The 11,864-nt window shown below is 66.9% G+C and carries 12 protein-coding genes and 1 riboswitch; of the genes, 4 read left to right on the plus strand and 8 right to left on the minus strand.

Going from position 1 to position 11,864, the window contains the following annotated elements:
- On the minus strand, positions 1-414 hold a 414-nt coding region (locus AQY21_RS05530; protein ID WP_203416402.1), incomplete at its 3' end, for an aminopeptidase P family N-terminal domain-containing protein.
- Between the two features lie 103 nt (positions 415-517).
- Here AQY21_RS05530 and AQY21_RS05535 point away from each other — a divergent pair.
- Positions 518-1,417: a LysR family transcriptional regulator gene (locus AQY21_RS05535; protein ID WP_058096817.1), complete on the plus strand. Its 900-nt coding sequence runs from the start codon at positions 518-520 to the stop codon at positions 1,415-1,417.
- 151 nt (positions 1,418-1,568) lie between these two features.
- On the opposite strand, the gene nrdF is transcribed toward AQY21_RS05535, so the two are convergent.
- The 6 genes from nrdF to AQY21_RS05565 form a co-directional block, all read right to left on the minus strand.
- Positions 1,569-2,540 carry a class 1b ribonucleoside-diphosphate reductase subunit beta gene (gene nrdF / locus AQY21_RS05540; RefSeq protein WP_058096770.1) on the minus strand — a complete coding sequence of 324 codons (972 nt, stop codon included), beginning with the start codon at positions 2,538-2,540 and terminating at the stop codon, positions 1,569-1,571.
- A 62-nt stretch (positions 2,541-2,602) separates the two neighbouring features.
- Complete coding sequence (gene nrdE / locus AQY21_RS05545) at positions 2,603-4,729, minus strand: class 1b ribonucleoside-diphosphate reductase subunit alpha (RefSeq protein ID WP_058096771.1); 2,127 nt, start codon at positions 4,727-4,729, stop codon at positions 2,603-2,605.
- A complete protein-coding gene (gene nrdI, locus AQY21_RS05550) occupies positions 4,711-5,127 on the minus strand; it encodes a class Ib ribonucleoside-diphosphate reductase assembly flavoprotein NrdI (protein WP_058096772.1) in 417 nt (138 codons plus the stop codon). The genes nrdE and nrdI overlap by 19 nt, the downstream gene beginning before the upstream one ends.
- Positions 5,128-5,136: 9 nt before the next feature.
- Positions 5,137-5,358: a glutaredoxin-like protein NrdH gene (nrdH, locus tag AQY21_RS05555; RefSeq protein WP_011750601.1), complete on the minus strand. Its 222-nt coding sequence runs from the start codon at positions 5,356-5,358 to the stop codon at positions 5,137-5,139.
- Positions 5,359-5,450: 92 nt separating this feature from the next.
- Positions 5,451-5,643, minus strand: a riboswitch (cobalamin riboswitch).
- Between the two features lie 180 nt (positions 5,644-5,823).
- Positions 5,824-6,648: a DUF6635 family protein gene (locus tag AQY21_RS05560; protein WP_058096773.1), complete on the minus strand. Its 825-nt coding sequence runs from the start codon at positions 6,646-6,648 to the stop codon at positions 5,824-5,826.
- A 60-nt stretch (positions 6,649-6,708) separates the two neighbouring features.
- Positions 6,709-7,728, minus strand: coding sequence for a YeiH family protein (locus AQY21_RS05565; RefSeq protein ID WP_058096774.1), 1,020 nt, complete (start codon positions 7,726-7,728; stop codon positions 6,709-6,711).
- Between the two features lie 102 nt (positions 7,729-7,830).
- Here AQY21_RS05565 and AQY21_RS05570 point away from each other — a divergent pair, with 102 nt between their 5' ends.
- Positions 7,831-8,733, plus strand: a complete 903-nt coding sequence (locus AQY21_RS05570) for a LysR family transcriptional regulator (RefSeq protein ID WP_028712314.1) — start codon at positions 7,831-7,833, stop codon at positions 8,731-8,733.
- A gap of 106 nt (positions 8,734-8,839) precedes the next feature.
- Here AQY21_RS05570 and AQY21_RS05575 read toward each other — a convergent pair whose 3' ends face one another.
- Entirely contained in the window at positions 8,840-10,159 is a 1,320-nt protein-coding gene (locus AQY21_RS05575) for a C4-dicarboxylate transporter DctA (RefSeq protein WP_058096775.1), read from the minus strand.
- 181 nt (positions 10,160-10,340) lie between these two features.
- Here AQY21_RS05575 and AQY21_RS05580 point away from each other — a divergent pair, with 181 nt between their 5' ends.
- Entirely contained in the window at positions 10,341-11,237 is an 897-nt protein-coding gene (locus tag AQY21_RS05580; RefSeq protein WP_058096776.1) for a LysR family transcriptional regulator, read from the plus strand.
- A gap of 51 nt (positions 11,238-11,288) precedes the next feature.
- Positions 11,289-11,849 (plus strand): DinB family protein, encoded by a 561-nt coding sequence (locus AQY21_RS05585; RefSeq protein ID WP_058096777.1) that lies wholly within the window; start codon positions 11,289-11,291, stop codon positions 11,847-11,849.
- Positions 11,850-11,864 lie beyond the last annotated feature (15 nt).

Below are 11,864 nucleotides of genomic sequence, written 5' to 3' on the forward strand. Positions count from 1 at the left end.
CTTCAGCAGGTCGAGCAGGTCGATATTGACATGGTCGAACTCGATGCCGATGCGCCTGGCGCTGCCGGCGAGCTGGCGCAGGGCATGAAAATAATTGTCCTTCTGCCAGTCGGTATAGGTGATGTTGCCGCCGAAGCTGCGCCGCCAGGGCTGGCCGCCGTCGATGCCGGCGCTGATGGTGGTGGCCTTGTCGTGGTCGATCACCAGCCCGTAGCGGCGGCCGAACTGGCAATAGAGGAAATCGGCGTAATAGTTGATGTTGTGATAGGAGGTGAACAGCGCCGCATCGATGCCCGCCTGCGCCATATGCGCCCGGATCGCATCCTGCCGGCGCTGCATCTCCGCCGCCGTGAAGGTCGGCGACGCCTTCTCGCCATTGCCGACGAAACTTTGAAGCCTGTCGCGGTGGGTCATTGATCCCTCATTGCGTTACATTCCCTAATGATGCGGGGATGGCTTGCGCAGGTCAAAAGAGGTTTTATAATCGGCACATTAGGTTTTCTAATTCTTGTGCTCCATGTCCCAGCCTCCGCTGAACGCCCTGCGCGCCTTCGAGGCGGTCGCCCGGCTCGGCAGTTTCCGCGCCGCCGCCGAAAGCCTGTTTGTCACCCAGCCTGCGGTCAGCCATCAGATAAAGCACCTGGAACAATGGCTTGGTGCACCGCTGTTCGACCGTAGCGGACGGGTGCCGACGCTTTCGCCGCGCGGTGCTTCGCTGGCGCGCGACCTGACGATCGCCTTCGACGGCATCGATGCGGCCTGTCGCCGGGCTCGCCCCGCCGTCCTGGACAGCACGCTGGTCGTCGCGGCGATCCCATCCGTGGCGGTCTGCTGGCTGATCCCGCGTCTGCCCGGCTTTCGGGCACGGCATCCAGAAATCCAGCTGCGCGTGATTTATGCCCATCACGGGCACAATATCGATTTCACGGCCACCGATCTGGCGTTCACCTTCGCCGATTCCTGTCCCGCAGGCGAAGGCATCTCGGCCGAGCCCTTCCTGTCCGGACGCAGCGTGCCCGTGGCCAGCCCGGCCTTGATCGGCTCGGGCCCGCCCGAACTGTCATCCGGATGGCTGCTCGAGGTCGGGCTTTTGCATGACACCGATCTGTCGGGCTGGCAGACTTGGCTGACCCGGGCAGGCCTGCCTGTGCCTGACCGGTTGCCCGGCGCGATTTTCGAGGATTTCAACCTCTTGCGCGCCGCCGCTCTGGCCGGGCAGGGCGTCGCGCTATGCTCCTTGGCGATGATCGGCCCGGACCTGGCGGAAGGGCGGCTTCTGCAACTGTCCGAGGTCTCGGTTCTGGAGGATTTCGACTATTACCTGACGCAATCCAGCCTGACCCCGCGGGACGCCGCCCGACGCAAGGCGCGGCAGGCTTTCCTGTCCTGGATCCGGTCCGAACGGGCCGCAGCCTAGCACACCCGCCAGCAATGTGACTCGGTCGCACGAGGGCACTGTGACAGTGTCGGGAGTTGCCTCTGCCGCGCCCAGCCAGAAGCATGGCGGCCCCCTTGTCCACGCGCATCACGCAACACCTTGGGAAAAGGGAGGAGTTATAGGATTCAGCCTAGAAATCCCAATCCTCGTCCTCGGTCGCGACCGCCTTGCCGATGACATAGCTGGACCCCGAGCCGCTGAAGAAGTCGTGGTTCTCGCTGTCCGGCGACAGCGCGGCCATGATCGCCGGGTTGACCTCGCAGGCCTGCGGCGGGAACAGCGCCTCGTAGCCCAGGTTCTGCAAGGCCTTGTTGGCGTTGTAATGCAGGAAGGACTTCACGTCCTCGGTCAGCCCGATGCCGTCGTAAAGCTCGGCGGTGTATTTCGCCTCGATATCGTAGAGATCGAAGATCAGCGAGAAGGCGAAATCCTTCAGCGCCGCGCGCTCGGCCTCGTCCAGCCGATCCAGCCCGCGCTGGTATTTGTAGCCGATGTAATAGCCATGCACCGCCTCGTCGCGGATGATGAGGCGGATCAGGTCGGCGGTATTGGTCAGCTTGGCGCGGCTCGACCAGTACATCGGCAGGTAGAAGCCGGAATAGAACAGGAAGCTTTCCAGGAACACGCTGGCGACCTTGCGCTTCAGCGGGTCCGATCCGGCCTTGTATTCCTCCAGGACCAGCCGCGCCTTCTGCTGCAGGTGCGGGTTCTCCTCGGCCCAGCGAAAGGCCGCGTCCACCTCGGGCGTCAGGCACAGTGTCGAGAAGATCGAGGAATAGCTGCGCGCATGCACCGCTTCCATGAAGGCGATGTTGGACAGCACCGCCTCCTCATGCGGGGTCAGCGCATCGGGCATCATCGCCGGCGCGCCGACGGTGTTCTGGATGGTGTCCAGCAGCGTCAACCCGGTGAAGACGCGGATGGTCAGTTCGCGCTCCTCGGGGCGCAGCGTGGCCCAGCTCTGCACGTCGTTCGACAGCGGCACCTTCTCGGGCAGCCAGAAGTTGACGGTCAGCCGGTTCCAGACCTCCAGGTCCTTCTCGTCCTCCAGCCGGTTCCAGTTGATCGCCCGCAGGGGCGTGCGCGGCGCATGGTCCTTCATCCGAAGACCCTTTCTTTCGTGTGCAAATATCCTCGGGGGTGCGGGGGCAGACAGCCCCCGCCTCAAAGCGTGCAGGAAACGCAGCCCTGCACCTCGGTGCCTTCCAGCGCAGTCTGGCGCAGCCGGATGTAATAGATCGTCTTGATGCCCTTCTTCCAGGCGTAGATCTGGGCGCGGTTGATGTCGCGCGTCGTGGCCTCGGCCGGGAAGAACAGCGTCAACGACAGCCCCTGGTCGACATGCTCGGTCGCGGCGGCATAGGTGTCGATGACCGCCTCGGGGCCGATCTCATAGGCGTCGCGGTAATAGTCCAGGTTCTCGTTGGTCATGAAGGCGGCGGGGTAATAGACCCGGCCGATCTTGCCTTCCTTGCGGATCTCGATCTTGGCCACGATCGGGTGGATCGAACTGGTGGAGTTGTTGATATAGCTGATCGAGCCGGTGGGCGGCACCGCCTGCAAGTTGCGGTTGTAAAGCCCGTGCTGCATCACCGATTCCCGCAGCGCCGCCCAATCCTCGCGCGTGGGCAGGCTGATGCCCTCGAAGACCCGCGCGACATCGGGCAGCGTGGGCAGCCAGTCGCGCGTGACGTATTTGTCGAAGAACGAGCCGTCGGCATATTTCGACTTCTCGAAATCCTTGAAGCTGCGGCCCTTTTCCTGCGCAAGCCCGTTCGAGGCGCGGATGGCGTGATAGGCCACGGCGGCGAAATAGACCGAGGTGAACTCGATCCCCTCGGGGCTGCCGTAATGGATGCGCTCGCGCGCCAGGAACCCGTGCAGGTTCATCTGGCCCAGCCCCACGGCATGGGCCTCGTCGTTGCCGCGCCGGATCGAGGGCACGGCCTCGATGGCCGACATTTCCGACACCGCGGTCAGCGCGCGGATCGCTGCCTCGACGGTGGCGCCGAAATCCGGCCCGTCCATGGTCGCGGCGATGTTGAGCGAGCCGAGGTTGCAGGAAATGTCGGTGCCGAGGTGCCGATAGCCCAGATCCTCCTCGAACTGGGACGCCTCGTTGACTTGCAGGATCTCGCTGCACAGGTTCGACATGCTGATGCGGCCGGCGACCGGGTTGGCGCGGTTCACCGTGTCCTCGAACATGATATAGGGATAGCCGCTTTCGAACTGGATCTCGGCCAGGGTCTGGAAAAAGGCGCGGGCGTTGATCTTTTTCTTCTTGATGCGCTTGTCGTCCACCATCTCGGCATATTTCTCGGTGACCGAGATTTCCGAGAAGGGCACACCATAAACCCGTTCGACGTCATGGGGCGAGAACAGGTACATGTCCTCGTTCTTCTTTGCCAGCTCGAAGGTCACGTCGGGGATCACCACGCCCAGGGACAGCGTCTTGATGCGGATCTTTTCGTCGGCATTCTCGCGCTTGGTGTCCAGGAAGCGCAGGATGTCTGGGTGATGCGCGTTCAGATAGACCGCCCCCGCGCCCTGCCGCGCTCCAAGCTGGTTGGCATAGGAAAAGCTGTCCTCCAGCAGTTTCATCACCGGGATGACGCCCGAGGACTGGTTCTCGATCCCCTTGATCGGTGCGCCGGCTTCGCGCAGGTTGGTCAGCATCAGGGCGACGCCGCCGCCGCGCTTGCTGAGTTGCAGCGCCGAATTGATGCCGCGGCCGATGGATTCCATGTTGTCTTCCAGCCGCAGCAGGAAGCACGAGATCAGCTCGCCCCGCGATTTCTTGCCGGCGTTCAGGAAGGTCGGCGTCGCGGGCTGGAACCGGCCCGACAGGATTTCCTCCATGAAGCGCATGGCCAGGTCCTGGTCGCCGCGTGCCAAGGCCAGCGCGACCATCACCACCCGGTCCTCGTAGCGTTCCAGATAGCGCCGCCCGTCGCGGGTCTTCAGCGTGTAGCTGGTGTAATACTTGAAGGCGCCCAGGAAGGTCGGAAAGCGGAATTTCTTGCGAAAGGCCGTGTCCCAGATCCGGTGCAGGAATTCGCGCGGATACTGGCCGAGGACTTCGGCCTCGTAATAGCCTTCGTCCACCAGATAGCCCAGCTTTTCGTCCAGCGAGTGGAAGAAGACGGTGTTCTGGTTGACATGTTGCAGGAAATATTGCCGCGCGGCCTTGCGATCCGCGTCGAAGCGGATGCGGCCCTCGCCGTCGTAAAGGTTCAGCATCGCGTTCAGCGCGTGATAGTCCAGCTCGGCCTTTACGCCATCGTCAAGCATTCCGTCCCCCAGAATTTCTCAAGCCCCGCCTGCACGCGGGAAATGTCCAGATCAGTCCCCGCCAGCTCGAATCGATACAGCACGGGGACGTTGCACTTGTCAGAAATCACCCGACCGGCCAAGGCGTATGTCGCCCCGAAATTCCGGTTGCCGGCGGCGATGACGCCGCGCAGCAGGGCCCGGCGGTCAGGATCGTTGAGAAAGCGGATCACCTGCTTGGGCACCGCGCCCCGACCCGTGCCATCGGCATAGGTCGGGCAGATCAGCACATAGGGCCGGGCGGGGACGGGCATCTCGTCCTTGGGCGAGACCGGGATGCGCCCGGCCGGCAGGCCGAGCCGCGTCACGAAACGCGCCGTATTCCCCGAGGCCGAGGAGAAATAGACCAGCCCGCCCATGGTCCCGGATCAGGACAGGCGGCCGATCATGTCCGGGCGGAACCCGGCCCAATGGGCCTCGCCGGCGATGACGACGGGAGCCTGGCGATAGCCGAGTGAGGCGACCAGTTCCATCGCCGCGTCATCCTCGGTCAGGTCCACCAGATGGTAATCCAGGCCGCGCGCGTCCAGGGCGCGGGTCGTGGCGGTGCATTGCACGCAGGCGGGCTTGGAATAAACGGTGATGGTCATGCCTCGGCTCCTTCTGTTCTGTCGGCAAGAGGGGGCCGGGCCGATGGTCGCGCCATCCGGACCCTGTTCCAGCCCCGCGCCCGCCGCACGGTTTCGTCCTTTCGAGCCATGGCAGGTCTTCTGACTTGCGGGTCTCGGCTTGGCCGGCCTTCCCGGGGCGCATGGCCCCAGTGGTGTTCCAGCGTCGCTCTCCGCTTACAGCTGCGGGGGCAGTGCCGGCTTTTCACCGGCTTCCCTTTTCATCCCCGAGTCGGCCCCGGGGCAACCATGACCCTTGCAGTTAGCCACGGGGCGGGGCGCGGGTCAATCCATATTTAGTGGATAACTGACCCAGCTCTGGAATATCTGGTAGGGGTGCCGCCGCTGCCGCCAGGCCCGATTTGTGGCCTACGGCGGAAAGGTGAGGCAAAGGCCTGAAGCTGCCGCACCGCGCTTGAGGCTGTCATGGCCCGGTCGGGCGACGGCCTAGCCGCGAAAGCTGCGCCACAGGCTCAGCGCCGCATCGGACAGGTCGCCCAGCCGGGCCAGCACATGTTCGCGCTCCAGCGCCGGCCCGTCCTCGGCGCGGTCCAGCCGGCGCAGCAGCCGCAGCACCCGGCGCTTGTGGATGCCGGTCCAAAGCTGGACCGGATCGGCGACCAGCCCGGCAAAGGTCGTCAGGACCGAGGCCAGCATGGCCAGAACCACGCCGGTCAGCACCAGATCCAGTGTGGAAAGCTCGCGCGGGAAGGCGCCATACCACATGCGGCCGGCCCAGCTTCCCAGCGCGAAATCCTCGATCGCCTGCGCCTGCGCCCGCAGATGTGCGATGGGCCCGGCCAGCGAGATCACGCCGGGCGTCGCGCGGTGGAACAGCAGGAGCCCGGCCGCCAGGACCAGCAGCGAGGTGGCGATCTCGGAGACCGCGTTGCGGGTCTCGGCATAGTCCGAGACGGCGCGGGCCACGGTCTCGGGCGGCGCCCTTGGGGCCAGGCCCTTTGCCGCCAGATCGTCGAGGAAGCCGGTCAGATCCGCCTCGATCCGCTGGGCCACGTCGGATTTCAGGAAGATCTGCCGGCGCGAGAGCCAGTCGCCCGCCCGGACCAGCCCGATTCGCCGCAACAGCGGCGCGGCCAGCCGCACCAGCAGGAACAGCGGCGACAGCATGACGTTGACCGGCGCGCGCAGCAGGTCGAGGCCGAGGGCGTGGCGATGCAGCGCCAGCGTGCCGCGCAGCCCGTAGCGGGCGCGGACGAAGCGGCGCACCTCGGTCTCGCGCCGGGTCAGCGGGCGGGTGTCGGCGGGCTGCATCGCGGCTCCGGTCGGCGGGGTTTCCCCTTATCTAGGTGGTGCCGCGCCCGCGCTCAATGCCTAGATCAGCGCCACCAGTCCCAGGCCGAGGGTCGAGATGAACAGCCAGGCCAGCGCGCCGAGCGCCAGCGGCCGGATGCCCTTGGCCCGCAGCTTGCGGATGTCGGTTTCCAGCCCCATCGCCGCCAGCGCCATGGTCAGCAGGAAGGCGGTCAGGCCGACGACCTCGGCCTGCAGCGCCTCGGGCAGGGGCAGGGCGCTGTTCAGCAGCACCACCGCGACGAAGCCGAGCACGAACCAGGGCGTCGGCGCCGCGCCATGCGCCTTGCCGCCGCGGCGCCGGGCCAGCGCGCCCAGCACCAGGATCAGCGGCGCCAGCATGATGACCCGGCTGAGCTTGGCGACGGTGGCGGCCTGCCCGGCCTCGGCCCCGTGCTGGAAACCGGCGCCGACCACCTGCGCCACCTCGTGCACGGTGGCGCCGACCCAGATGCCGTAATTGGCCGGCCCCAGCGCCATCATTTCGCCCAGCAGCGGCATGGCCAGCATCGAGAGCGAGCCGAAGACCGTCACGCAGGCGATGGCATAGGCCACGTCCTCGTCCGAGCCGCGGGTGACGGTGTTGGTGGCGATCACCGCCGAGGCGCCGCAGACCGAGGTGCCGGCCGCGATCAGTTCGGCCAGCCGCGCCTCGACCCCCAGCGCCCGCCCGGCCCATCTGGTGAACAGGAAGGTCGCCGCCAGCGTCACCGAGATCACCGCCAGCCCCGGCAGGCCGACCGCGCGCAGCTGCTCCAGCGTCAGTTGGAAGCCCAGCAGCACGATGGCAAGGCGGAGTACCCGGCGCAGCGAGAAGGCGATGCCCGGCCGCGCCGCCGCGGGCGTGCCGAAGAGGTTGCGCAGCGCCATGCCCAGCACCATCGCCACCACCAGCGGGCTGAGCGCCGGGATGCCCGAGAGCCGCTGCACCGCCGTCGCAGCGACCGCGATGGCGAGGGTCAGCCCCAGTCCCGGCAGGGTGGCGCCCAGCCAGCCGGCGACGGCAAGAGAATTTTGCTGGCCCTGGTCGGTCGAGGACATGATCGTGCTCCTTTGCCTGTGGGGTGGAACATGGTCCTGAAACGATGTTCAATCCATCGCATTGTATTTGCCATACCGTTCGGTTTTTCTTATGAATGGCGCATGACCCTGGAACAGCTCCGCATCTTCCTGGCCGTGGCCGAGCGCCAGCATGTCACCCGCGCGGCCGAGGCGCTGAACCTGACGCAATCGGCGGTCAGCGCCGCCGTCTCGGCGCTGGAGGCGCGGCATGGCGTGCGGCTTTTCGACCGGGTGGGGCGGCGCATCGTGCTGACCGAGACGGGCGAGGCCTTCATGGCCGAGGCCCGGGCCGTGCTGGACCGGGCCGAGACCGCCGAGATGGTGCTGGAGGATCTGGCGCGCGAGCCGCGCGGGCGCCTGCGGGTCCATGCCAGCCAGACCGTCGCCAGCTACTGGCTGCCGCCGCGGTTGGTGGCCCTGCGCGAGATGCATCCGGGAATCGAGCTGCGCCTGACGGTCAGCAACACCACCCAGGTCGCCGATGCGGTGCAGGAGGGCGGCGCCGATCTGGGGCTGGTCGAAGGGGCGGTGGCGCATGGCGAGCTGCACCGGCAGGTGGTGGCGCGCGACCGGCTGGTGCTGGTCATGGGCGCCGCGCATCCCTGGGCCGGGCGCGAGGCGCTGCCGCCGGCCGAGCTTGCCACGCAAGGCTGGGTGCTGCGCGAGCCGGGTTCGGGAACGCGGTCGGAATTCGAGACCTGGCTGGGCGGGCAGGGGCTTTCCGTCTCCGCGCTGCCGCTGGCGCTGGAGCTGCCCTCGAACGAGGCGGTGCTGGGCGCGGTCGCCTCCAGCCGGTGTCTTGCGGTGCTGTCGCAGCGCGCGGTGGCGCGGCCGGCCGCGTCGGGCTGGATCCGCACCCTGCCGCTGCCGGGGGCCGAGCGGCCGTTCTCGTTGCTGACCAATCCGCGGCGCCACCGCACACGGGCCGCGCAGGCGCTGATCGGCATCCTGACCGACGAAGGCTTCACGACCGGGCTGCCCTGACATGAAAGGGCCTGCGCCATCGGGAGGGAAGGCGCAGGCCGTCTTCTCGGCGGGGCTGACCGGATCCGTCGCGCTGGTCCCGGCCAGCCCCGCGAGGCGACTTCGTTTAGCCGTGCTGGGGCTGCGACATGGGCGCATCCTCGTCCAGCACGTCCAGAGTCGGCATGTCCTCGCCGTCGAGGATGCGGCGGGCGCGGTCGCGGTCGATGTCCCCCACCCAGGAGGCGACGACCACGGTGGCGACGCAATTGCCCAGATAGTTCCCCAAGGCGCGGGCGATGCCCATGAACCAGTCGACCGACAGGACCAGCACCAGCCCGATGGCGGGGATGGCCGGGATCGCGGCCAGCGTCGCGGCCAGGATCACGATGGCCGAGCCCGGCACCCCATGCGCGCCCTTCGATGTCACCAGCGCCACGCCCAGGATGGCCAGCAGGTCGGTGGTGGACAGCGGCGTGTTGGTGGCCTGGGCGATGAAAACCGCCGCCAGCGTCAGGTAGATCGAGAAGGCGTCGAGGTTGAAGGAGTAGCCCGTCGGCACCACCAGCCCCACGGTCGAGTCCTTGATGCCCAGATGCTCCAGCTTGCGCATGGTCTGCGGCAGCACGGCGTCGCTGCTGGCCGTGCCGGCGACGATGCCGACCTCGGTGCGCAGGTAGCGCAGCAGCTTGACGATGCTGAAGCCCGCCAGCCGCAGCACGAAGCCCAGGACCACGAAGACGAAGACGGCGATGGTGACGTAGAACAGCCCGACCAGATAGCCCAGCTGCGCCAGCGAGCCGATGCCGTATTGCCCGACGGTGAAGGCGATGGCGCCGAACACGCCCAGCGGCGCCAGCCGGACGATGAAGAACATGATCTTGAAGGTGACGTCGCCCGTCAGCTCGATCATGTGCAAAAGCGGCTTGCCGCGTTCGCCCACCAGCGACAATGCGCAGCCGAACAGGATCGCGACCAGCAGCACCTGCAGGATGTCGCCCTGGGCGAAGCCGCTGATCATCGTGGTCGGGATCAGCTTCATCAGGAAGTCGACGGTGCCGCCGCTGGTGACCTCATGCGCGCGGTCCACATAGGCCGACAGCGCCGAGGCGTCGAGCTGGCTCACATCAATGTTCATGCCGTGGCCGGGGCCGAACAGATAGGCGACCGCGATGCCCAGGGCCAGGGCGATGGTGGTGATGATCTCGAAATAGATGATGGCGCGGACGCCGACCTTGCCGACCTTTTTCAGATCGCCCGCGCCGGCGATGCCATGCACCACGACGCAGAACACGATGACGGGGATCAGCATCTTGATGAGCTTGATGAACCCGTCCCCCAGCGGCTTCATCTTGGCGGCGAATTCGGGCGCGAAGAAGCCGGCGATGACTCCCAGCACCAGCGCCACGCAAACCTGTCCAAACAAGGACCTGGACCAATTCGGCATGTGTTTCCGTTCCTCCCTGTGACGGAAGGGGCGGGCTGCGGCCCGGCGCATTTCCGGATGCGTCTCCTCTCGCATCGGCGGCGGCCGGTCGCGGCTGACCCCTCATGCAAGGATTGTTGGCGAATGTTGCATCCATGTCTAATATCGATTTACCGCCGATCTATAGGGTAATGCTATGAGAATGCGCCAGCTCCGCTGCTTCGTCGTCCTGGCCGAAGAGCTGAACTTCACCCGCGCGGCCCGACGGCTGAACATGTCGCAGCCGCCGCTGAGCACGCAAATCCAGACACTTGAGCGCGAGGTGGGCGCCGAGCTCATCAGCCGCACCAGCCGCAAGGTGGCGCTGACCCGGGCCGGAGAGCTGTTCCTGCCCCGGGCGCGCAACATGCTCGACCAGTATGAGCGCAGCCTGCACGAGATCCGGGAAATCCAGCAGGGCCAGGACGGGTTGCTGGAAATCGGGGCAACCGGCTCGATCCTGCGCGGCGGCCTGTCCGAGCTTCTGGCGCATTTCGCCCGGCTGCATCCGCGAATCACCCTGCGCGTGCATGAGCAGACCCCCGCCGCGCAGATCACCGAGGTGCTGAGCCGGCGCACCGATGTCAGCTTCAACCGCTCGGTGCCGCGCGACGAGGAACTGGCGCATGAATACGGCTGGCGCGAAGAGATGATGGCGCTGGTGCGCAGCGACCACCGGCTGGCCGGGCGCACCTGCGTCTCGATCGACGACCTGCGCGAGGACCAGCATGTCGTGCTGCGCCCCGACAGTTCCGATTTCGCCGCCTATGTCATGGCCTGCATCGTTGCCTCGGGCTATCGGCCACGGGTCTCGCAGCAGGTGGTGGATGCGCAGTCGATCCCCAGCCTGATCGTGGCGGGCTTCGGGGTCAGCATCGTGCCGGCGGGCATCGCCAAGCTGACGGCGGGGCCGCTGACCTTCCTGCCGATCCGGCCCAACCCGCCGATCTCCGAGGTCTACATCGTCTATCACCACCGCGACCCGGTGCCGGCGCTGCAACTGTTTCTGGCCGAGATCCGCCGCAGCCTGGGCCATGACCCGGCCGGTCCGCGGCGCTGAAGGCTCGACCCGGCAGGCGCGGGGCGGCATCATCGCCGCAGGAGGTGTCCGATGACCGAGATGCTGCGCATGTTGCGCAAGCTGGCGCAGATGAACCGGCTGGCCAATGCCCGGCTGCACCGCGCCTGCGCCGCCCTGCCGCCCGGCGCATACGGGGCGCCGCGCCCGTCCTTCTTCGGCTCGATCCGCGCCACGCTGAACCATATCCTGCTGGTCGACCGCTTCTATATCGGCGCGCTCGAGGGCCGGCCGCTGGACGAGGCCGCGCTGGCCGAGGCGCGGGATTGCCCCGACCTCGCGCGGCTGACCGAATGGCAGGCGCGGATGGACGACCGCCTGCTGGCACTGGTCGCGGCGCTGACGCCCGCCGCCCTGAGGGAAATCGTGCCGGTGGATCGCGGCTCGCGCGTGCAGCACGACCGCCGCGACGACCTGCTCTCGCACCTGTTCCAGCACCAGACCCATCATCGCGGGCAGGTGCATGGCCTGTTGTCCCAAGCCGGCATGGCCCCGCCGCAGCTCGACGAATTCATCGTCGGCGACGATGCGGCGGTGCGGGCCGAGGACATGGCGCGGCTCGGCTGGACCGAGGATCAGCTGATGCGGCCCTAGTTTCGCTTTGACTTG

Source organism: Paracoccus sp. MKU1, from assembly GCF_001447385.1.
Classification (GTDB): Bacteria; Pseudomonadota; Alphaproteobacteria; order Rhodobacterales; family Rhodobacteraceae; genus Paracoccus.